Origin of the sequence: Methylobacterium sp. ME121, from assembly GCF_000974725.1 — a bacterium.
Taxonomy (GTDB): Bacteria; Pseudomonadota; Alphaproteobacteria; order Rhizobiales; family Beijerinckiaceae; genus Methylobacterium; species Methylobacterium radiotolerans.
On record NZ_BBUX01000036.1, the window covers coordinates 1 to 21482 of the forward strand.

Annotated in this window: 21 protein-coding genes and 1 riboswitch; of the genes, 12 read left to right on the forward strand and 9 right to left on the reverse strand. The window is 73.0% G+C overall.

The annotated features are described in order from the left end of the window. Window positions 1-47: 47 nt before the first annotated feature. The 3 genes from ME121_RS20210 to ME121_RS20220 form a co-directional block, all read right to left on the reverse strand. Window positions 48-905 (reverse strand): class I SAM-dependent methyltransferase, encoded by an 858-nt coding sequence (locus ME121_RS20210; RefSeq protein ID WP_059409505.1) that lies wholly within the window; start codon window positions 903-905, stop codon window positions 48-50. Between the two features lie 11 nt (window positions 906-916). Beyond that, window positions 917-1426 carry an OsmC family protein gene (locus tag ME121_RS20215; RefSeq protein WP_012317870.1) on the reverse strand — a complete coding sequence of 170 codons (510 nt, stop codon included), beginning with the start codon at window positions 1424-1426 and terminating at the stop codon, window positions 917-919. Between the two features lie 116 nt (window positions 1427-1542). Next, the gene (locus ME121_RS20220) at window positions 1543-2667 is read right to left on the reverse strand and encodes an aminotransferase class I/II-fold pyridoxal phosphate-dependent enzyme (RefSeq protein ID WP_059409506.1); all 1125 of its coding nucleotides are present in this window, start codon (window positions 2665-2667) and stop codon (window positions 1543-1545) included. A gap of 91 nt (window positions 2668-2758) precedes the next feature. Between ME121_RS20220 and ME121_RS20225 the strand changes: the two genes are divergently transcribed. From ME121_RS20225 to ME121_RS20235, 3 genes are all read left to right on the forward strand, one after another. Further along, window positions 2759-4024, forward strand: a complete 1266-nt coding sequence (locus ME121_RS20225) for an adenosylmethionine--8-amino-7-oxononanoate transaminase (RefSeq protein WP_059409507.1) — start codon at window positions 2759-2761, stop codon at window positions 4022-4024. A 134-nt stretch (window positions 4025-4158) separates the two neighbouring features. After that, window positions 4159-4548 (forward strand): response regulator, encoded by a 390-nt coding sequence (locus ME121_RS20230; protein WP_012317867.1) that lies wholly within the window; start codon window positions 4159-4161, stop codon window positions 4546-4548. Window positions 4549-4632: 84 nt separating this feature from the next. After that, window positions 4633-5259 (forward strand): MarR family winged helix-turn-helix transcriptional regulator, encoded by a 627-nt coding sequence (locus ME121_RS20235; protein ID WP_012317866.1) that lies wholly within the window; start codon window positions 4633-4635, stop codon window positions 5257-5259. A 9-nt stretch (window positions 5260-5268) separates the two neighbouring features. Here the strand turns inward: ME121_RS20235 and zigA are convergent, their stop codons facing one another. Continuing rightward, entirely contained in the window at window positions 5269-6489 is a 1221-nt protein-coding gene (gene zigA, locus ME121_RS20240; protein ID WP_024830925.1) for a zinc metallochaperone GTPase ZigA, read from the reverse strand. Between the two features lie 185 nt (window positions 6490-6674). On the opposite strand from zigA, the gene ME121_RS20245 reads away from it, so the two are divergent. Beyond that, entirely contained in the window at window positions 6675-8819 is a 2145-nt protein-coding gene (locus ME121_RS20245; protein ID WP_029360176.1) for a TonB-dependent receptor, read from the forward strand. A 24-nt stretch (window positions 8820-8843) separates the two neighbouring features. Here the strand turns inward: ME121_RS20245 and ME121_RS20250 are convergent, their stop codons facing one another. Both ME121_RS20250 and ME121_RS20255 read right to left on the reverse strand, forming a co-directional pair. Further along, window positions 8844-10313, reverse strand: coding sequence for a peptidase (locus tag ME121_RS20250; RefSeq protein WP_059409508.1), 1470 nt, complete (start codon window positions 10311-10313; stop codon window positions 8844-8846). Further along, window positions 10307-12490 carry a TonB-dependent receptor gene (locus ME121_RS20255; protein ID WP_029360178.1) on the reverse strand — a complete coding sequence of 728 codons (2184 nt, stop codon included), beginning with the start codon at window positions 12488-12490 and terminating at the stop codon, window positions 10307-10309. The genes ME121_RS20250 and ME121_RS20255 overlap by 7 nt, the downstream gene beginning before the upstream one ends. A 285-nt stretch (window positions 12491-12775) precedes the next feature. Next, window positions 12776-12968: riboswitch (cobalamin riboswitch) on the reverse strand. A 137-nt stretch (window positions 12969-13105) separates the two neighbouring features. On the opposite strand from ME121_RS20255, the gene ME121_RS20260 reads away from it, so the two are divergent. Together ME121_RS20260 and ME121_RS20265 are read left to right on the forward strand one after the other, a co-directional pair. After that, entirely contained in the window at window positions 13106-13540 is a 435-nt protein-coding gene (locus tag ME121_RS20260) for an NUDIX hydrolase (RefSeq protein WP_012317861.1), read from the forward strand. 142 nt (window positions 13541-13682) lie between these two features. Then, window positions 13683-15098: an RluA family pseudouridine synthase gene (locus tag ME121_RS20265; RefSeq protein ID WP_012317860.1), complete on the forward strand. Its 1416-nt coding sequence runs from the start codon at window positions 13683-13685 to the stop codon at window positions 15096-15098. Here the strand turns inward: ME121_RS20265 and ME121_RS20270 are convergent. Next, window positions 15065-15778: an alpha/beta fold hydrolase gene (locus ME121_RS20270; RefSeq protein ID WP_053620726.1), complete on the reverse strand. Its 714-nt coding sequence runs from the start codon at window positions 15776-15778 to the stop codon at window positions 15065-15067. The two genes, ME121_RS20265 and ME121_RS20270, sit on opposite strands and share 34 nt — an antisense overlap. Before the next feature lie 198 nt (window positions 15779-15976). On the opposite strand from ME121_RS20270, the gene ME121_RS20275 reads away from it, so the two are divergent. The 4 genes from ME121_RS20275 (at window position 15977) to ME121_RS33885 (ending at window position 18377) form a co-directional block, all read left to right on the forward strand. After that, complete coding sequence (locus ME121_RS20275; RefSeq protein ID WP_012317858.1) at window positions 15977-16357, forward strand: hypothetical protein; 381 nt, start codon at window positions 15977-15979, stop codon at window positions 16355-16357. 58 nt (window positions 16358-16415) lie between these two features. Then, window positions 16416-17081: an HAD-IA family hydrolase gene (locus ME121_RS20280; protein WP_024830931.1), complete on the forward strand. Its 666-nt coding sequence runs from the start codon at window positions 16416-16418 to the stop codon at window positions 17079-17081. Between the two features lie 46 nt (window positions 17082-17127). After that, window positions 17128-17919: an ATP12 family chaperone protein gene (locus tag ME121_RS20285; protein ID WP_059409509.1), complete on the forward strand. Its 792-nt coding sequence runs from the start codon at window positions 17128-17130 to the stop codon at window positions 17917-17919. Window positions 17920-18041: 122 nt separating this feature from the next. Further along, entirely contained in the window at window positions 18042-18377 is a 336-nt protein-coding gene (locus ME121_RS33885; RefSeq protein ID WP_143739301.1) for a hypothetical protein, read from the forward strand. Window positions 18378-18389: 12 nt separating this feature from the next. On the opposite strand, the gene ME121_RS20290 is transcribed toward ME121_RS33885, so the two are convergent. Next, window positions 18390-18875: a glutathione peroxidase gene (locus ME121_RS20290; protein ID WP_024830932.1), complete on the reverse strand. Its 486-nt coding sequence runs from the start codon at window positions 18873-18875 to the stop codon at window positions 18390-18392. 198 nt (window positions 18876-19073) lie between these two features. Here ME121_RS20290 and ME121_RS20295 point away from each other — a divergent pair, with 198 nt between their 5' ends. Next, window positions 19074-19334 (forward strand): DUF6894 family protein, encoded by a 261-nt coding sequence (locus ME121_RS20295; RefSeq protein WP_012317853.1) that lies wholly within the window; start codon window positions 19074-19076, stop codon window positions 19332-19334. A 44-nt stretch (window positions 19335-19378) separates the two neighbouring features. Here the strand turns inward: ME121_RS20295 and ME121_RS20300 are convergent, their stop codons facing one another. Beyond that, window positions 19379-19912, reverse strand: a complete 534-nt coding sequence (locus ME121_RS20300) for a hypothetical protein (RefSeq protein WP_012317852.1) — start codon at window positions 19910-19912, stop codon at window positions 19379-19381. Between the two features lie 146 nt (window positions 19913-20058). Between ME121_RS20300 and ME121_RS20305 the strand changes: the two genes are divergently transcribed. Then, a complete protein-coding gene (locus ME121_RS20305; RefSeq protein ID WP_012317851.1) occupies window positions 20059-21447 on the forward strand; it encodes an aminotransferase in 1389 nt (462 codons plus the stop codon). The last annotated feature ends 35 nt before the right edge of the window (window positions 21448-21482 follow it).

Below are 21482 nucleotides of genomic sequence, written 5' to 3' on the forward strand. Positions count from 1 at the left end.
GGGCTCTGAGAGGACGCGCCGCCCGCCCGGCGGCGCGGGACGCCGGCTCAGCCCGCCTGCACGAGCCAGCACGCGGCGCGCAGGCGCACGGCGCCGCCCGCCGCGTGCCGCGCGAGGGCCTCCGCCACGGCCGCCTCGGCGCGCCCTCTGAGATCCGGTGCGGCCTCGCGCACGAGGTGGGAGCTCGGGCCGAGGTTCAGGGAGACGTGGGTGGCCGCCGCGGCCGCCGCCGCGTCGGTCTCGCCCTCCCCGACGACGATGTCGCGGTCGAGGGCGTCGCAGGTCACGGCGTCGAACCCGGCACCGCGCAGGAGCGCGACGAGCGGGTCGGCCTCGGCGAAGCGGAACGGCCCCGGCGTGTCGGGCTGCGGCGGTGGCGGCACTTCCGGGAGGAGCGGCAGCACCGCGTCGCGCGGCACGCCCACCCACGGGTTCTCGGACAGGGCCCGCCAGCACAGGAAGGTCATCCGGCCCCCCGGCCCGAGCATCCGGCGCACGTTGGCGAAGGCGCGTGCGGAATCCGCGAAGAACATCACGCCGAACCGCGACACGATCCGGTCGTACCGGCCGAGATCGGCCGTCTCGACATCGGCCTCGACGAAGCGGATCGGGGCGGCCCCCGGCGGCTCCGCCCCGGCGCGGTCCCGCCCCACGGCGAGGAGCGGCACCGAGATGTCGGCGCCGGTCACGCCGCCGCCGGGCCCGACCCGGCGCGCCGCCTCCAGGGTCGTGGCCCCCGCGCCGCAGCCGATGTCGAGCACCGTCTCTCCGGCGGCGAACCGCGCGCGGGCGAAGAGCGCCTCCGTCAGCGGCACGAACATCGCGTCGAGGACGGCCTGATTGCGCGCCCAGCGCGTGCCGACCTCGCCGTTCCAGTACTCGGCCTGGGTGACGCCGCCCGCCATGGTGACCCCCGTCAGGCCGTCGTCGCAGCGACCGACAGTTCCGGCTTGTGGTTGAGGGTCTGGAAGACCACGCAGTAGCGCTCGGTCAGCTTCAGGAGCTGCGCGAGCTTGTCCTCCGGCGCGTCGGTGTCGAGTTCGAAGAACAGGCGGATGCTGCGGAAGCCCACCGGCGCCTCCTTGTCGACCCCGAGGGTGCCGCGGAAATCGAGGTCGCCCTCGGCGCTGACCGTGCCGGCGCGCAGCGGGATCTCGAGGGCGGTCGCCACCGCCTTGAGCGTAACGCCCGCGCAGGCGACGAGCGCTTCCAGCAGCATGTCGCCCGAGCAGAGCTCCGCGCCCGAGCCGCCCGTGGCCGGATGCAGCCCAGCCTCCGCGATGGCGCGGCCCGTCTCGACCTTGCAGGCGATCTTGGTGTCGTCCAGCGTGCCCCTGGCCTTCAAGGTGATGACCGCCGCGTCCGGCGCGGTGCGGTACTTGTCCTTGATCGGAGCCTGGAGGGCTCGCAGCGCGGTGGCGTCCATGGCGTCGTCCTCTCGATCCCGGGGCCGTCCCGCTTCTCGGCGGCGGGCCGGCCGGAGCGCTCCGGCTCCGTCAGGGCCTCGGTATAGGTGCGCGCCGCGCGGACGGGAAGCGGCTCTCAGGCGCGCCCGGTGAGGGCGGCCACCGCCTCCGCCAGGGCGTCGACCTGGGCCTCGTCGTGGGCGGCCGAGAAGGCCACCCGCAGCCGCGCGGTCCCGGCCGGCACGGTCGGCGGGCGGATCGCCACCACTAGGAAGCCGGCGGCCTCCAGCGCGGCCGAGATGTCGAGCGCCGCCTGCGCCTCGCCCACCAGGACCGGCACGACCGCGCTCTCGGCCTCCGGCAGGCCCAGACGGGCGGTGAAGCGCCGGGCCAGGGCGAGCGGCCGGGCCCGGCGCTCGGGCTCCGCCTCCAGGATCGCCAGCGCCTCCAGGGCGGCGGCGGCGGAGGCCGGGGGCAGGCCGGTGGTGTAGACGAAGCTGCGGGCGCGGCTCGTCATCAGGTCGACGACCGGGCGCGAGGCGCAGAGATAGCCGCCGTACGAGCCGAGCGCCTTCGACAGGGTGCCCATCTCCAGGGGCGCCCGCGGTCCGTCCTCGACCACGCCGATGCCGTGGGCATCGTCCACCAGCGTCCAGGCGTCGTAGGATTCGGCGATGCCCAGGATGTCGCCGAGCGGCGCCCGGTCGCCGTCCATGCTGAACACCCGCTCGGTGAGCACGAGGGCGCGGCCGTGGTGGGGCCGGTGCTCGGCGAGCCGCGCCGCGAGCTCGCCGGGATCGTTGTGGCGGAAGGTCATGACCTGGGCGCCCGAGAGCCGCGCGCCGGCCCACATGCAGGCGTGGGACAGCTCGTCCAGCAGGACGAGGTCGCCCCGCCCGGCGAGCGCCGGGGTGATGCCGAGATTGGCGAGGTAGCCGCTGCCGAAGACCAGGGCGGCCTCCGCGCCCTTGTGGCGCGCCAAGCCGTCCTCCAGCGCGCCGAGATAGGGGTGGTCGCCGGTCACGAGCCGCGACCCGCCCGCCCCCGCGCCGTGGGACGCCGCGGCCGCCTGAGCCGCCGCGATCACCCGCGGGTGGTGCGAGAGGCCGAGGTAATCGTTGCACGAGAAGGAGACGAGCGCCCGCCCCCGCCGCGCCGCCGCGGCGCCGGAGCCGCGCTCCGTCGGCACAAGCTTGCGGCGCAGGCTGCCCGCCTCGAGGGCGTCGAGTTTCCCGGTGGCGAAGGCGTCGAGGCTGTCCATGGGGACGGGGATGGGCGGTCCCGCGCCGGCAAAGTCAAGCGGCGGGTGCCGGACCCTTGACCCTCGTCCGAGGCGCCCCCATGCCGGAGGCATGACCCTCGCGACGCCCGCAGGCCATCTCTGGCGGCCCTACACCCAGATGCGACACGCGGCGGCGCCCCTGGAGGCGGTCGCGACCCACGGCACCCGCATCCGCCTCGCCGACGGTCGCGAGCTCGTGGACGGCATCGCTTCCTGGTGGACCGCCGTGCACGGCTACAATCACCCGCACATAGCGGGCGCGGTGGCCGAGCAGCTCGCGCGCATGCCCCACGTGATGTTCGGCGGCCTCACCCACGCGCCGGCGGAGGCACTGGCCCGGCGGCTCGCCGCCCTGCTGCCGGGCGATCTCGACCACGTCTTCCTCAGCGATTCGGGCTCGGTCGCCGTGGAGGTCGCGCTCAAGATGGCGGCGCAGATGTGGATCAACCGCGGGGTGAGCGGTCGGACGAAGGTCCTCGCGTTCCGCGGCGGCTACCACGGCGACACGATGGGGGCGATGTCCGTCTGCGACCCCGAGGAGGGCATGCACCGCCGGTTCGGAGCCTACCTGCCGAGCCAGATCTTCTGCGACCTGCCGCGGGGCGCGGCCGAGACCGCGGCGCTCGATGCCGCCCTGGCGGCTTATCGCGACACCCTGGCGGCGGTGATCGTCGAGCCGCTGGTGCAGGGGGCCGGCGGGATGCGGACCCACCCGCCGGAGGTGCTCGCGACGATCGCCGGGCTGGCGCGCCGCCACGGCCTGCCGCTGATCGCCGACGAGATCTTCACCGGCTTCGGGCGCACCGGCTCCCTGTTCGCCTGCGAGCAGGCGGGGATCGTGCCCGACATCCTGTGCCTGTCGAAGGCGCTCACGGGCGGCACGATGGCGCTGGCCGCCACGGTCGCCCGCACGGAGGTGTTCGCGGCGTTCTGGTCCGAGGATCCGGCGGCGGCGCTGATGCACGGCCCGACCTTCATGGCCAATCCCCTCGCCTGCGCGGCGGCCAACGCCAGCCTCGACCTGTTCGAGACCGAGCCGCGCCTGAGCCAGGCCCGCGCCATCGCGGAGCGCCTCGCCGCGGGGCTGGCGCCGCTGCGGCGCGTGCCCGGCGTGGCGGATGTCCGCGTCCTCGGGGCCATCGGGGCGGTGCAGTTCGCGCGGGCGCCCGACCTGGCCGTCCTGAAGGCGGAGCTGCTCGCCCGCGGCGTCTGGGTGCGGCCGTTCGGCGACATCGTCTACCTCACCCCCGCCCTCACGATCGACGCGGCGGATCTCGACCGGCTGATCGAGGCCGTCGCCGGGGTGGTGACCGAGCTGGCGCCGGGATCGACATGACGCCCGCGCGTTCCACATTCCCGTGACCGGCCCTGGCGCCGGCCTGCAACCCGGGACCGTTTCTGCCGTTGGGCCTACGGCTGGAGATGCGTGCGGCGGCCCGCGCGGCCGGGCGCTGCCGAAGGGAGTACACAGTGGCGAGCGAGCAGACGGGTTCGAGCGGCGACCGGCCGGTAATCCTCCTCGTCGAGGACGAGGCGCTGACCATCATGGACCTCGGCGACGTGCTGGAGGAAGGCGGCTACGACACCGTCCAGTGCGCCTCGGCCGAGCGGGCGCTCAGCATCCTGCAGGCGCGCCCGGACATCTGCGGGCTGGTCACGGACGTGCAGCTCTCGGGAAAGACCGACGGCTTCGACCTCGCGAGTTCCGTGGCCGAGGCGCGGCCGCAATTGCCGATCCTGATCGTGTCCGGGCGCGCGGCCCCCGACCCGGCCCGCATGCCCAAGCACGCCGAGTTCATCGCCCGGCCCTGCACCGGCGAGGACATCCTGGACCGTCTCCAGCGTCTCATGCACTGCTGAGCGGACCTCCGCGCCGGCCCCGTCATCCCACCGTCACCGGTCGTCGCCACAGGGACCTGGGCGGCCGCTTGATGGGGGTGGACGGTGCAGATTCAGGATCGTCCGGCGGCCGCCGGCACTAATTCGGGCGCTCCGGTGGGCGACAAGCAGAAGCGCGATCATCGGGACGAGGCGGCCGCCGTGCTCGGCCTCCCGTCGAAGAAGCTGAGGCCACCCGGCGTGCGCAGCGTCGGCTGGGCCCTGGTCCAGGCGGCGCGCCTGCACCGGGCGCGGACCGGCGACCGCTTAGCCAAGCTCGGCCTGTTCGCCGGTCAGGAACAGGTGGTGCAGGCGCTGGCCGCGGCCGGCACGATGACGATGGGCGATCTCGCCGCCCTGCTGCGCGTCCGACCGCCCACCGCCTCCAAGACCGTCACGCGGCTCGCCGCCCTCGGCATCGTCGAGCGCCGGGCCGAATCGGGCGACGGCCGCGTGGTCCGGGTCCAGCTCACGGAGGCCGGCATGGCCAAGGCCGAGGCCATCGAGCGGATCCAGGAGGAGGTCGAGGCCGAGCTGCTCGACCACCTCGATAAGACCGATCGCCGCCGCCTCCGGAAGCTTCTGCGGAAGGCGGCCCGCGGCCTCGCCGAGGCGGCCGGCGCCTCCGGTCAGACGACCGAGGCAGACGCCGAGATCGAAGCCGAGGACGAGGCCGAGGCGCTGGCGACCTGACCGCCGGCCTCAGGCCGCGCGGCGCCACGCCGGGAACGGGTCCGGCAGGCCGCGATAGGGCGCGGGATCGAACGGCTCCCGGTCCGCACCGGTCTCGATCAGGCAGGCGTCCAGCGCCGCCGTGAGGGCCGCCGCGTCCATGCCGGCGCCGATGAACACCAATTCCTGGCGCCGGTCGCCCCAGACCTCGCTCCAGACGTCCTGGAGCCGCGTCCGGAACTCGGGCGCCTCCGGCCAGCGCCGCCGCGGCACGGCCGACCACCAGAACCCCATCGCCGAGACCCGGGCCACGGCGCCTGCCAGGGAGAACTCGCCCACCCAGTCGGGCCGGGTCGCGAGCCAGAAGTGGCCCTTCGCGCGGATCAGGCCCGGCCAGGTGGCGTTGACGAAAGCGTTGAAGCGCTCCGGGTCGAAGGGCCGCCGGGCTCGGTAGACGAAGGAGGCGATGCCGTACTCCTCCGTCTCCGGCACGTGCGCGTGGGCGCCGTAGAGTTCCTTGAACCAGAGCGGGTGCTGCTGGGCCCTGTCCTCGTCGAACAGGCCGGTGTCGAGGATATCGGCGAGCGGCGCGCGCCCGTGGTCGGTCTCGAGGATGCGGGCATCGGCGTTCAGGCCGCGCACGACGGAGCGCACCAGCGCGAGATGCTCGGCCGACACGTCGCGCGCCTTGTTGATCACCACCACGTCGGCGAACTCAATCTGCTCCACGAGCAGGTCCACGAGCGTGCGCGTGTCCTCGGCGCCGGCCGTCTCGCCGCGCTCGCGCAGGAAGGCGGCCGAGCCGTAATCCTTGAGCAGGTTCACCGCGTCGACCACCGTGACCATCGTGTCGAGCCGGGCGAGATCCGCGAGGGAGCGGCCGGCCTCATCCCGGAACGAGAAGGTCGAGGCGATCGGCAGCGGCTCGGCGATGCCGGTCCCCTCGATCAGCAGGTAGTCGAACCGCCCCGTCTCCGACAGCCGCCGGACCTCGGCGAGCAGGTCGTCGCGCAGGGTGCAGCAGATGCAGCCGTTGGTCATCTCGACCAGGGTCTCGTCGGTCCGGGACAGGTCGGCGCCTCCGGCGCGGACCAGGTCGGCATCGATGTTCACCTCGCTCATGTCGTTGACGATCACCGCGACGCGGCGACCGTCGCGATTGTTGAGCACGTGATTGAGGAGCGTCGTCTTCCCGGCTCCGAGGAAGCCGGACAGAACGGTGACGGGAAGGCGGGTATCACGCTGGGTCATGACGCTATCAAAACGTTATAACGTTTCAAAGTCAACCTGGGTTAAGGGGCCGACCTGCCGCACGGAACGAGCGGCTGTTGCAACGATGTAACGTTTCTCGACCGTGTCCGGCGCGCGCGGGATTAACGCTTGCACCCGGGCGACGCGCCGCAACAATGAAACGATATAACACTGTGTGAGTCTCGATGCCTCCCTCGCGCCGCTTCGGCTTCCTCGCCAGCACGGTCCTGTCCTCGACTGTCTGCGCCGGCCTCCTGACACCGTCCGCCGTGCGGGCGCAGCAGGCCGTCGCCCTCGACGAGATCAGCGTCACCAGTCCGAGCCCGATCCAGCCGTCGCGCGGCGCGGTCGCGGCGGACGCGGCGGTGCCGATCGGCGTCCTGCCGGTGGCGACCAACACGTTCTCACCGGTGACGGTGGTGACCCAGGATCAGATCGCGCGCGATCAGCCCCGGACCCTGGGCGACGCCCTGTTCGACAGGCCGGGCATCTCGGGCACGACCTACGCGCCGGGGGCGGCGTCCCGGCCGATCATCCGCGGCCTCGACAATGCCCGGGTGCGGATCCAGGAGAACGGCATCGTCAACGGCGGCGTATCCGACCTCGGCGAGGACCACGCCGTGCCCGTCAACCCGCTGGTCGCCGACCGGATCGAGGTGATCCGCGGCCCCGCGACCCTGCGCTACGGCTCGGGGGCCATCGGCGGCGTCGTCTCGGCCGACAACAACCGGGTGCCGACCTTCATCCCGGCGAACGGGGTGCAGGGCCAGGTCACCAGCGGCTTCTCCAGCGTGGATAACGGCCGGCTCGGTGCCGCCACGGTGGATGCCGGCGGCGACGGCATCGCGGTCCATGCCGACGGCTTCAAGACCGCGAACGACAGCTACGCGATCCCCGGCGGGATCCAGCGCAATTCCTACAACGAGTCGCAGGGCGGCGCGGTCGGCATCTCGGCGATCGGCGACCGCGGGTTCGTGGGCATCTCCTTCAGCCACTACGACGCGGTCTACGCGATCCCCGGCGGCGTTGCCGAGCAGGACCGGACCCGCCTGACCCCCAACCAGGACCGCGTCCTGTCGCGGGGCGAGTACCGCCCGCTCGACGGACCCTTCGAGGTGATCCGCTACTGGGCGGGCTACTCGGTCTACCGCCACAACGAGGTCGGGATCGGCGACGACGGGATCGAGGGCGTCCAGGCGATCTTCAAGAACCGCGAGGCCGAGGGCCGCCTGGAGCTCCAGCACGTCCCGGTCTTCACCGAGTTCGGCAAGCTCACGGGCGCGCTCGGCTTCCAGTCGGATCGGCGCGTGATCAACACGCAGCTCGAATCGTTCCTGCCGAAGACGGAATCCCGCGCGAACGCGGTCTACCTGTTCGAGGAGCTGGAGCTGCAGCCGGGCACGCGGCTGCAGGCGGCCGGGCGCTACGAGGTCGACCGGCTGTCGAGCACGGCGGCGCAGTTCCCCGCCGACTACGTGCCGGTCGACGGGCAGGAGCCGTTCCAGTACGCGCGGACCCGGCGCTTCGCCCCGAAGAGCGCCAGCATCGGCGCCCTGCAGGACCTGCCCTACGGCTTCGTGGCGAGCCTCACCGGCTCCTACGTCGAGCGCGGGCCCACGGGCTACGAGCTGTTCTCGCAGGGCCCGCACGACGCCACCGCGACCTTCGAGATCGGCAACCCGAACCTCAAGAAGGAGCGCGCCCGGACCATCGAGGCCAGCATCCGGCGGGCCGAGGGGCCGTTCCGCCTCGACGCCACCGGCTACTTCACCCGCTACACCGGCTTCATCTACCGCAACTACACAGGGCTGACCTGCGACGACGACTTCGCGTCCTGCGGCACCGGCACCGACAACCGGCAGATCGTCTACCAGCAGCAGAACGCGACCTTCTACGGCGCCGAGATCATCGGCCAGTACGACCTCGTGCCGGTGGGCAACGGCTTCGCCGGCGTCGAGGCGCAGTTCGACTTCGTCCGCGCCCAGTTCGACAACGGCACCAACGTGCCGCGCATCCCGCCCTACCGGCTCGGCGGCGGCGTCTACCTGCGGGCCGACGGGTGGTTCGCGCGGGTGAACCTGCTCCACGCCTTCAGCCACGACGCCACGGCCGTGTACGAGACGCCGACCCCCGGCTACGACGACCTGCGCGCCGAGCTGAGCTACACCAAGGCCGTCGATCCCGCGGTCTACGGGGCGAGCGCGATCACCCTCGGCGTCCAGGGCCGCAACCTGCTGAACGACGACATCCGCAACTCGACCTCGTTCAAGAAGGACGAGATCCTGCTGCCGGGACGGAACGTGCGCCTGTTCCTGACGGCGCGGTTCTGAGCGCCGCGTCGGTCATCGAAGGTCCTATGCCGAGAGGGTCCGGCGCAGCCTGCGCCAGCCCGCGACGAGCCCCGTCAGGGCGATGCCGGCTGCCAGGAGGTTCAGGAGCCACTGCGCCGCGTCGTGGAGCGGGCGGCTGCCGGTGAGCCCGGGCAGGTCGAGGCGGTGCGCGGCGTCGAACAGCCAGCGGTTGATCCGGCCCGAGCGGTCCAGGCGCTGGAGGATGGTCCCGTCCCGGGGATCGACGTGCAGCCAGGTGGCGTCCGGGTCGCCGAACCGCAGGCGCAGCACCGGCAGCGGGCGCGGATCGGACCCGTGCGGGTACCAGTAGAGATCGTAGGCGCTCAGGCCCGCGACCGCCCGCAAGCCGCCGGGCAGCGCCGGGCCGGCGGCCCGCGCGATCGCGGCCGCGTCGAGGGCGGCGCCGTCATCCGCGCGGCGCGCCGGGACGCCGGCCGGGCCGTCGGCGACGATCCACCACAAGCCGCCGATGGCAACGAAGCGCAGCGCCCGAGTCCCGGGCCCGGCGAAGCCGCTCAGGGCCTCGGCGGCGAGGCCGAGGGCCGGCGGCTGTCCGGCGTAGGCGGCGCGGATGGCGGCGGGCGCCGCGGTCGACGAGAACCAGCGGTTCGGGTTCATCGAGATCCAGCCGCTGAGGATGAAGGTGCTGAGCCCGATCCCGCCCGCGAGGCCGAACAGGTGGTGGAAGCGGGCGAGCCCGCGATAGGGCGTGACCGCCCCGCCCGCGTAGCGCCGCCGGAGTCGCAGGCGCCAGATCCCGATCGCCAGCCCGCTCAGCGCGCCCAGGGTGGCGAAGCCCGACAGCCACAGCAGGACCGTCCGCCACAGCTCGGGCCGGGCGCGCAGCGGCGTGAGATAGATCCAGTGCACCACGGCGCCGACCCAGTTCCACGCCCGCTCGGACCGGGTCGTGTCGAGGGCGATCGCGCCGGTGACCTGCGAGACGTAGAGCTCGGTCCCTGCCGGGTCCCCGAGGGCGACCTTCAGGAAGGGGCGGAGCGGGTCGTACCGGGCCGTGACGGTCCACTGGTCGCGCTCGACCGGCGCGACCCGAGCATCCGGAGCCCCGTCCGGGATCCCCTCGGTCGCGAGACGCAGCGCGTCTTCGGGCGTCACCGGGCCGAGCCGCGCACCGGTCCGCGCCGAGACCGTGGCCCGGGCGCCGTCGCGGTCGGCGATCCGGTAGACCGCCTCGCCGCCCCGCATCTCCAACGCGAAGGCGGCCGGCGCGCCGCCGAGCCCGCCGGCCCGCAGCGCCGCCTCGGGCGCGACCGTGACCTGATCCCAGGCGATCGGGGCGAGCCGTGACAGCCGCTCGGCCTCGGTGAGTGCCGGGAACGGCACGTAGAGCATCACCAGCCCGGATCCGATCCACAGGGCGAAGAACAGGCCCGCGACGATCCCGGCCCAGCGGTGGAACAGGAGCAGCCAGCGCCGTCCCGCCTTGCCGAACCGCCGCGGCCGGCTCACCACGTCACCGTGTAGGCGACCTCGACCGAGCGCGGGCGCCCGAGCAGCCAGTTGGTGCCGACCCCGTTCACCGCGTTGCCCGAGATCGCGTAGACCTTGTCGAACAGGTTGTAGACCCGCACGGACAGGCGCGAATCCGCCGTCACCTGATGGTCCAGGACCGCGTTGACGAGGTTGTAGGCCGGGCGCCGCGCCGTGTTGCCGAAGTCGCTGTAGACCTGCCCGACGTTCTGCAGCCCGACCCGCGCGGTCCAGTCGCGGGTGACGTCCCAGGTCAGCCAGAGGTTGGCCACGCGCTCCGGCACGTCGATCGGCTGGTTGCCGGCATACGAGACCGTGGCGCCGTTCACCGTCTGGTCGAACCGGTCGTACTGCGCGTGCAGGAGCGCGAGGTTGCCGTCGAGGCGCCAGCCCGGCGCGAAGCGCCAGCCGAGCGCCAGCTCGAAACCCTGCGAGGACTGGCTCCCGACCTGCGTCGAGAGCGTCGGCTGTCCGGGGATCGCCGAGATCAGGTTGTCCTTGACGATCCGGTAGCCCGCGACGGTCCATTCCAGGGCGCCGTCGAAGGCCAGACCCTTGGCGCCGATCTCGACCTGATCGCCGGTCGCGAGCTTGAAGCCGGCCAGCGACTGCGACAGCGTGATCAGGCTGTTCACCGGGTCGGTGGCGAAGCTGTACTGGGCGTAGAGCGCGCTGTCCGGCGTCGGGTTGTAGACGAGGCCGAACCGGTAGCCGAGCGCCCGGTAGGTCCTCTCGAACCGCGATCCCGTCTGCAGGTCTTCCCGATTGAGCGTCGGCACGTCGAGGCGCACGCCGGTGAGGAACGAGAGCTTGTCCGACAGGATCAGCCGGTCCTCGGCGAAGACCGAGGCCTGGCTCGTCTGCGTGGCGTAGGCCGGACGGGCCCGCCCGTTCTGCGGGAACAGGCCCGGATCGTAGCCGGTGAGCGGCACGCTGGTGGTCTGGTCGAAGTAGAAGTTGTTGGTGTGGCGGAAATCGATGTGGTTCACGTCGAACCCGGCCACGAACTGGTTCGGCAGCCCGAACAGGCTCCCGCGGAACGTCGCGTCGAGGCGGTCTCCGACCTGCTCCTGGCTGTGGTAGATCTCCAGGTAGTCGCCCCGGTCCACGAGCCCGGTGCCGCGGTTGTAGCTGTACTGCTCGACGTCGAGCCAGTGGCGCCGGCTGGTGAGCCGGTAAGCGGTGTTGCGGATCGTGATGTCGGCCGAGGGGGACCACTCGGTCTTGAGCTGGGTCCAGTTGTCGGCCCAGGTGATCTTCGCGTCGCGGACGTTGTAGTTGTTGAACCGTATGAGGTCCGGGATCCGTCCCGCGACGAGCGGCGTGCCCCAGTAGCGGGCGGGCTCCTGGTAGCCGAGATCGTGGCTCAGCGTGAACGCGAGGTCGGCGCTCGGCCGGAACAGCAGGGCGGCGGAGACCGCGAGGTTGCGGAAATCGCCCTCCGGCCGGATCCAGCCGTCGGCGCGGTTGCCGCTGACGTTGAGGCGGTACGCGAAGGTGTCGCCGTACTCCGCCTGGCCCAGCGGGCCGCCGGAATCGAGGGCGAGGCGCGCGACCCCGTCGGTGCCGATGACCGCGCGGGCGGCGTTGACCGGCACGAAGACCGGCTTCTTCGGAACCACGTTGATGACGCCGCCGATGGCGCCGTCGCCGTAGAGCACCGAGGACGGCCCGCGCAGCACCTCGATCCGCTCGACGTTCCACGTGTCGAACGGGAAGGTCACGGTGTTGGCGCCGACGTAGAAGCGCGTGCCGTCGTAGAGCTGCTGGATCGAGTTCGGCCCGGCGAAGCCGCGGGACGTGAACGCGCCGTTGCCGTTGCCGGGCGCCGCGATGGTGGTGATGCCGGTCGCGTCCTGGGTCACGGCCTCGGCGATCGTATCCTGTCCGCGGAGCCGCGCGGTCTCGCCCGACACGATGTCGAGGCTGGCCGGCGTCTCCAGCGGCGTCAGGCCGAGGCGACTCGCGGTCCGGTCGGGCGTGCGCAGGTTGAGGCCGTTCGGCGGGAGGCGGCTCGGGTCGCCGCCCGCGCCCGCGACGGACAGCTCATCCAGGGTGACCGCCTCCTGGGCGGCGGTCGGGCCGGCGAGGAGCGCGAGGAGAACGCCGCAGAGCGGGGCCCGCCCGCCGAGGCGGGAGCGATAGGTCGAGAATGACATGGGAGAAGCGGTCCGTGCACGGCGCGCGCCGGCCCCCGCGTCGTACACGCATTGTAATAACATTACAACGCGTCGGCCGTCCGGATGGCTCAGCCTGTGCGGGCGCGCGACGGCGTCCCGGGACAGGGCTCGAGGGTCTCGAGGCGGCGGAGACGGGCATGGGAAACGGCGTCGCGGGCGCGCTTGCTGTGGCACGTCACCGCGAACGAGGCCTCGGCGACCGCCTCCCCTCGGGACTGGCGGCGCCTCGACACCCGCCAGGACACCCCGCCCGGCGCGTTTCGCGTGTGACCACGGCTGACGGCAGGTCTCCTGGCTCGCGGGTCGCCGCCCTCGCACCGTCTTCCCGGGGTGACCCAGTGACGTGGTGGTGAAGGGCTCGCCGCTCACAGTTGCGGGGGCAGCCGCGGCTTCGGGGCGAACCCCTCACCGCGTTCCCTTTTGATCCCCGAGGGGAACCGTCGAGCACAGCTTGGCCGTAGCGGGCCCGGGCGTCAACCGCGTGTCCGGTTGTTGCCGTGGATCGGCGCGCGGGGCACCGAGCCGTTGCGGCCTCGCCGACGACGGGCTAGCCGGTGCGGGATGACGGTCTGGCGGCCCCCTGCGGAGATTCGCGTGAAGGCGCTGGGCCTGCCCCGGCGCGGCAACAGCCTGCTCGTGGCGGAGGTCCGCGCGGATGACGGGCGCCTGAAAGGCGTCCGGCCCCTCGGCGGCAGCGTCGCCTTCGGCGAGCGGGTCGAGGACGCCCTGATCCGGGAGTTCCGGGAGGAACTCGGCGTCACCGTCTCGGTGCTCGGCGGCCCCCGCGTCATGGAGAACATCTTCACGCACGAGGGGCAGGTCGGGCACGAGGTGCTGTTCCTGTTCCCCGTCGCCCTGCCGCCGGGGCTGTTCGACGGGCCGGAGCGCTTCGTCTTCCACGAGGATTCCGGCACCGCCTGCGTGGCCCGGTGGTGCGATCTGGACGGGCTCGACGTCCCGGGCGGTCCGGATCTCTTCCCCGCAGGCCTGAAGGCCCGGCTCCGCGACGCGTGGGACGCGGAGCCCTGACGGACCGAGCCGGCCCACCGCCTTTGCCGCTCGGCGCGGGCGATGCTACAGCCGGGCAATCCCATCGGTCCGGACGTCCGCGACGCCGCGGCCCATGCGCTTGGACGCTCCGTCCGACGCGAAGACGGGTGCCGGCGGAAGCATGACGACACGACCTCCCAGAAGCGGCGGGCCGAAGGGGCGCAAGCCCCAGGCCGGCAAGTTCGATGCGGGCAAGTTCAGGGGCGGCAAGGCCCAGGCCGACGGCCGCGCCCGCACGGGCCCGCGCACCAGCGCCCGCGACGCCGCCGAGCGCGCGGCCCGCAACCGCGGCGAGGATGCCGGCACCCGCGATCCTTGGGGATCGCAGGGCGCTGCGGTCTCCGCGCCGGCCCGGCCCCCGAAGCCGCGCCGCGACGCCGCCGCACCGCGCGACGACGCACCGCGGGACGCCGCCGCGGCCAAGCCCGGCAGCCGGCCTCCGGCCAGGCGCTCGGCGGCCCCCTCCCCCGCCCTTGCCGCCGCCCCCGCGCCCGGTCCGACCCGGCGCGAGCAGCGCGCCGCCGCCTCCGCGACCCTCGCCTCCGGCGTGCAGACCCTGACGGTCGAGCCGGACGAGGCCGGGATGCGGATCGACCGCTTCCTCACCGCCCGCTTCCCGCTCCTGCCCTTCACCCGCGTGCAGACCATCGTGCGCAAGGGCGAATTGCGGGTCGACGGCAAGCGCGCCAAGCCGAACGACCGGCTGGAGCCGGGCATGAGCGTGCGCGTGCCGCCGCTGCGCCTGGACCAGCCTACCGAGCGGCCGCGCAGCGCCGCCCGCGAGCAGGACGACGCGGCGTTCATCCGGTCGCTGATCCTCTACGAGGACGCCGACATGATGATCCTCAACAAGCCCTTCGGCCTCGCGGTCCAGGGCGGTTCGGGGACGGTCCGCCACGTGGACGGCCTGCTCGCCGCCCTCACGGGTCCGGACGGCCAGAAGCCGCGCCTCGTCCACCGGCTGGACAAGGATACGGCCGGCTGCCTGATCATCGCCAAGACCCGACTCGCCGCCGCGACGCTGGCCAAGAGCTTCCGGTCCCGGGCGGCGCGGAAGATCTACTGGGCGCTCACCGCGGGCGTTCCCCGGGTGCGGCAGGGGCGCGTCTCGACCTACCTCGCCAAGGAGGAACCCACGGACGCCGACGCGCGGATGCGGGTCGCCAAGCACGGCGACGAGGGTGCGAGCCACGCGCTGACCTACTACGCGATGGTCGATCAGGCCGCCCAGAAGCTGTCCTGGCTGTCGTTCAAGCCGGTCACCGGCCGCACGCACCAGCTGCGCGCCCACGCGGCCCATATCGGCCACCCGATCGTGGGCGACCCGAAATACTTCTCGGTGGAGAACTGGGAGCTGCCGGGCGGAATCCAGAACCGCCTCCACCTGCTCGCCCGGCGGATCGTCATCCCGCATCCGCGCACCGGCAAGCCGGTCGACGTGAGCGCGCCGCTCCCGCCCCACATGGCCCAGAGCTGGAACCTCCTGGGCTTCGACGCCGCCCGTTACGACCCGATCGTCGAGGCCCCGGAGGCCTGAGCCCGCAGCCAGGGCACGATCGCGTCCGCCAGGGCGTCGGGGGCTTCGAGCGGCAGCATGTGGCCCGACCCGTCGATCACCGTCAGGGTCGCGCCCGGGATGCCGTCCCGGAGCTCCCGCGCCTCGTCGAGGCTCCGCAGGGCGTCCTGGGCCGCCGCCACGACCAGGGTCGGGCATCCGATCGCGCCGAGGCGGTCGCGGTCGGAGTCCCGCGCCTGCCCGGCCTGGCGCAGGAAGACCTCCCCGCCGAGCCGGTCGCCCATCTGCCGGATCCGTGTCAGGAGCGCGCCGTCGCCGGCCCGGTCCGGGTGCACCGACTGGAGGATCGCCGCGCGGCTGAGGCCCCGGTAGCCCTGCTGGCGGATATGGGCGACGGCGGCGGCCTTCCGGCGCGCCTGGGCGAGCGTGTCGGCGCGCGACGAGGTGGCGACGAGGACGAGCGCCTCCACCCGGTCCGGCACGAGCCGGGCGACCGCCCGGGCGACGTAGCCGCCCATGGAGAAGCCAACGAGCCCGAAGCGCGCGGGCGCCTCCGCGGCGACGCGGCGCGCCATGTCGGCGATGGCGGCGTCCCGCGCGAGGTCGCCGTGCGCGATCGGGCCGACCTCGGCGAGACGCGCGACGATGTCCGACCAGAGGTCGGTATCGGTCATGAAGCCGGGCAGCAGGACGAGGTTCATCACCGGATCACCTTTTTCGTCACCGCAATAACCGTCCCGCGCGCCCTGCCGCGCCGCGGCATGTTTGTGAAATTGGGGCGCGATCCGGGCGTCCCGCGTGACGCATGCCTTGGCAACCGGCCGCGCCGCCTCATATGCTGCCCCGCGCCCCGCCGATCCGCCGCGGGGCGTTTTCCCGGCGGTTCGAGACCCTGACACATGAAGCTCGCGATGCTGGCCTGCCTCGCCGCCCTGTGCCTCACCGGGCCGATCGCGCATGCCGCACCGGGCGAGACGACCAAGGCGGCGCCGGCGGCGAACGGCACTCACCCGCCCGAGACGGCGGCCCCGCATCCGGCCGCCTCGCCCGCACCGGGCGCGGCGCCCGCGCAGGCCGCCCCGCGGACGGCCAACAATGCCCGCGCGGAGCGCCGGCGGCGCTCCTACGCGGCCTGCAACCGCGCCTCGCACCAGCGCGGGTTGCGCGGCGGCAAGCGCCGGCGCTTCCTGATCCGCTGCCGGCTCGGCTACGAGCGGACCCGCGTCCCCGGCGGGCAGCCCGCCGCGGCCGCGCCGGCACAGCCGGGCCGGAAGCCGTGACGGAGACCAGGATCTACCCACCCGCGCCGTCGGGGCGGCTCTCGGCGCGCCGGCCGCGATGAGGCTCGTCGTCTTCGACGTCGACGGCACCCTCGTCGACAGCCAGCACCTGATTGTGGCGGCCCAGGAGGTGGCTTTCGCGGAGAACGGTCTGCCGGCGCCGGGGCGGCGGGAGGCCCTGTCGGTGGTCGGCCTGTCGCTGCCGCAGGCCTTCCGGCGCCTGGTCGGCGAGGACGGCCCGGTCGCGGAACTCTCGGAGAGCTACAAGCAGGCCTACAACCGCCTGCGGCTCGACCCCGCGCACGAGGAGCCCCTGTTCCCCGGCATGGCCGACCTGCTCACCCGGCTGCGCGGGCGCTCCGACGTGCTGATCGGCCTCGCCACCGGGAAGTCGCGGCGCGGTGTCGACCGGCTGATCGCGCATCACGGCTGGGCGGGCTGGTTCGCCACCACCCAGAGCGCCGACGACGCGCCGTCGAAGCCGGATCCGACCATGCTGCAGCAGGCGATCCGCGAGGCCGGCTGCGAGCCCGAGGCCACCGTGATGGTCGGCGACACCACCTTCGACATCGCCATGGGCGTGGCGGCCGGCGCCACCGCGATCGGGGTCGCCTGGGGCTACCATCCTCCGGACGCGCTCTACGGGGCCGGGGCCGTGACGGTGGTTCCGAGCGCCGCGGCGCTGGAGGCGCTGCTTCTGGAGGGGCTCGCGACGGGCGCCTGATCGCGAGAGGCTCGCGCGCGGGGCCGGAAGCGCCTATCTCGCCTCCATGAGCGATCAGACGACAGACTGGCTCGGGCAGCCGAGCGACGGTGAGAAGCCCGATCCGGTGCGGGCAGCCCGCGGCCACGCCAAGCCGGCCCTGCCCCGGCGGTTCTACGACGAGGCCGCCTTCGCCGAGGACCAGGGCGGGTACCGGCTGACCCTGGACGGACGTCCGGCCAACACGCCGGCCCGCAACCCGCTGAGACTCCCCAGCCGGATCCTGGCCGAGCGTGTCGCGGCGGAATGGGGCGCCCAGGACACCGCGATCGACCCGGCGCGGATGCCCCTGACCCGGCTCGCCAACACGGCGATCGACGGTGTGACGCCCCGCCTGGCCGAGGTCGCGGCCGATCTCTGCGCCTACGCGGGTACCGATCTCCTGGCCTACCGCGCTGGCGACCCGGAGCGCCTCGTGGCGGCCCAGGCGGAGGCCTGGGATCCCATCCTCGCCTGGGCGCGGGACGCGTTCGGTGCGCGGGTGATCCTGAGCGAGGGCGTCATGCACGTCGCGCAGCCGGCCGACACGATCCGGGCCCTCTCCGAGGCGGTGAACGCGGTGACCGACCCGTTCCAGATGGCGGGTCTGCACACGCTCACGACGCTGACCGGCTCCCTGCTGATCGCCCTGGCGGTTCTCAAGGGCCGTCTGACGCCGGCCGAGGCCTGGGCCGCGGCCCATGTCGACGAGACCTACCAGGCCGCCGTCTGGGGGCGCGACGCCGAGGCGGAGGCCCGCCTCGAAGCGCGCCGGACGGAGTTCGAGGCGGCCGCCGCGTTCGTCTGGGCCGGCGACTGAGACCGAGCCGCCGGCCGGGGCCGTCGCGCAGATGCAATTGGGCAACAACCCCGCATTCGCGACGCCCGCCCCGCGCGGGCTGCTGACAAAGTGCGAACACTGTTTTAGGGTCGACGCACATTGTGTTCGAGTCGATGATGCGTGCCGATCAGCCTGCCCGATGCAGTTTTGAAGGCGAACTGGCTAGTTTGATCGCGACGAAGCAGTCTTCCCGGGATCTCGACGCGCGGTGCGCTCTCTTCGACGCCCTGTCGGATCTTGAGCGCCGTGCTCAGAGCGCGGGAGCGCCCGACATGACCTTGCGCAAGATCGCCGAGATCCGGTTCCTGACCGGGATCCTGCGCGAGTCGGTGCGTCCGTTCCCGATCGCGCCGCTGCGGACGGTGCTGCGCGCGCGTGAACGGGGCGACGCGCGCCGCGTCGCCTCCGCCGCGGCCGCGGATATCGACGCGGTCTGACGCCGGCGCGGCTCAGGCGGCCAGGGCGGCCTGGATCTTCGCCTCCAGGGCCGCGGGCTTCGTCCCGGGGGCGAACCGGGCGATGACCCGGCCGTCGCGCCCCACCAGGAATTTGGTGAAGTTCCACTTCACCGCCCGCGTGCCGAATAGGCCTGTCCGGGCCCGGGTTAGATGGGCGTAGAGCGGATCGGCTCCCGACCCGTTCACCGCGATCTTGGCGAGCACCGGGAAGCTCACGTCGTAGCGCAGGGCGCAGAAGCTCGCGATCTCGGCGGCGTCGCCCGGTTCCTGCGCGCCGAACTGGTTGCAGGGGAAGCCCAGGACCGTCAGGCCCGCTTCCCGGTGCCGGCGCCAGAGCGCCTCGAGCCCCTCGTACTGCGGGGTGAAGCCGCAGCGTGAGGCCGTGTTCACGATGAGCAGCACCTGACCGCGATGCTGCGCGAGCGGGTACGGTGTTCCGTCGGCCGCGGAGACGCTGAAATCGTGAACGGTCGTCATGCCGGATCACTCGGGCAAACCGGCCGGAACCGCAAGGCGCGCGCGTCGCGACATCGCGTCGGCCGCGATCCTAACGCCGTATATGGTCGATCGGGCGCGCGTGGCGTAACAGGTCCGTCAATCGCGGCGACGAGACTCGGCAGGGCCGCGAGTGAGGGGTACCGTCATCCCCCGCCTGGACCCGCCCGGGACGTGTGGATGCCGCGCTACCACTTCCACATCCACGACGGATCCACGATCCTGGACACCGCGGGGACGGACCTGCCGGACTGGCAATCCGCCCGGCTGGAAGCCGTCCGGCGCGCCGGCGACATCCTGAAGCAGGACGCCCAGCGCGTCGCCCTCGGCGAGGATTGGCGGATCGAGGTGACGGACCAGACGGGGCTGATCCTGTTCCAGATGACGTTCCTGGTGGTCGAATCCCCGGTCATGCGGCGGCACTCCGGCACCGAGCGCTGAGCCGGCCCGGATCCCCGAGCCCTGCCGGTCGGCCGTCGGCCGGTTCAGGCCGGCACTTTCCGGACGTCGAAGCTCGGGCCCTGGGGCGTCATCCGGTCGGTGGTGACGATGCGCTCGTCGGCGCCGACGATCCCGAGGCCGACGTCGCGGTCGGGCAGGATGACGGTGGTGCTCTTGTTGACGTGGACCAGCACGTGCCGCCGCAGGGGCACCGAGGCCACGGCCCAGCGCTTGAGCTGGCCGTAATAGGGCTCGCGCCGCCACGCGCCGGCCTGTCCGGGATCGACCTGCACGTTCATGTTGCGGGTGAGCGGGTCGAGGCTCAGCACCATCTTGGCGCGATCCGGCTTCCATTCCGGGCCGAGCCAGCCCTCGGTCATCCAGAGGCAGTGGAACGCCCGGCAATGGTCCGGGCGGGTGGCGTGGATGGCGCAGCCCTGGCCGGCCCTGGTGTGCCGGCACCACGTGCCCGCGACGCTCTCGACCGCGGGCACGTCGTAGACCTTGCAGCACAGCGTGCAGGCGCCGCAGGCGCGGCCGGGGGCGGGTTGTGCGACGTAGGCTTCCGGGTTGAGCATCGGTCGGGCGCGGCGAGGGGCGGTGCTGGGGGCGGTCTGACGGCATGCGTGCGGCAACGGCCGGACGCGGATCCTGTGGGCTACCTGCCGGGGCATCGGGTCGGTAGTGTGGCGGCGGTCACCCGCGCACGAGGACCTTGCGAACCATGCTCTCGAACCTCGCGACCCGCGACGTCGAAACCCTCCTGCATCCCTACACCAACCTGTCGGCGCACCGACAGACGGGCCCGCTGGTTCTCGAGCGCGGCGAGGGCGTGCACGTCTACGACACCGAGGGGCGCTCCTACATCGAGGGCATGTCCGGCCTGTGGTGCACGGCCCTCGGCTACTCGAACGCGGAGCTCGTGGAGGCGGCCCGGGCGCAGATGGCGCGCCTGCCCTTCACGCACCTGTTCTCCGGCCGCAGCCACGATCCGGGCATCGAGCTCGCCGAGACGCTCAAGGAGCTGATGCCGGTCCCGACCTCGAAGATCTTCTTCACCTCCTCGGGGTCGGAGGCCAACGACACGCAGGTCAAGCTGACTTGGTACTACAACAACGCCCTGGGCCGGCCGAAGAAGAAGAAGATCATCGCCCGCCAGAAGGGCTACCACGGCGTCACGGTAGCCAGCGCCTCGATGACCGGGCTCGCGGCGAACCACGCCGACTGGGACCTGCCGCTGCCGGGCTTCCTGCACGTCTCGCCCGCGCACCACTACCGGGGCGCGGAGCCGGGCGAGAGCGAGGAGGCCTACTCGGCGCGCCTCGCCGCCGAGCTGGAGGAGACGATCCTGCGCGAGGGCCCCGACACCGTCGCGGCCTTCATCGCCGAGCCGGTGATGGGCGCGGGCGGCGCGATCGTGCCGCCGCGGGGCTACTTCTCGGCGATCCAGGCGGTGCTGGCGAAGTACGACGTCCGCTTCATCGCCGACGAGGTGATCTGCGGCTTCGGCCGGCTCGGCACGTGGTTCGGCAGCGAGGCGGTGGGGGCCCGGCCCGACTCCATCTCCTTCGCCAAGGCCCTGACCTCGGCCTACATGCCGCTCGGCGGCGTCAGCATCGACGAGCCCCTCTACGAGGCGCTGATCGGACAGAGCGAGAAGATCGGCACCTTCGGCCACGGCACCACCTATTCCGGGCACCCGGTGGCCGCCGCGGTGGCGCTGAAGGCGATCGAGATCTACCGCCGCGAGCGGGTGATCGAGGGGGCGGCCGAGAAGGCGCCCCAGTTCCAGCGCCGTCTCGCGGCCCTCGCCGGGCACGACATCGTGGGCGAGGCGGGCGGGCTCGGGCTGATCGGCGGCCTGGAGATCGTCGCCGACAAGGCCACCAAGCGGCAGTACGACCCGAAGAAGGGGGTGGCCGCCCGCTGCGTCGCCTTCGCGCAGGGCGAGGGGCTGATCGTGCGCGCGCTCGCGGGGGACCGCGTCGCCGTCTGCCCGCCGCTCATCATCGCGCCGGACGAGATCGACGCCCTGTTCGACCGGCTCGGCCGCGCGCTGGACCGCACCCGCGACTGGATCCGCGCCGAGGGGCTGGAGGCGATGCCGGGCTGAGGACCGCCCCACGCGTGGCGGCGCGGGCGCACATC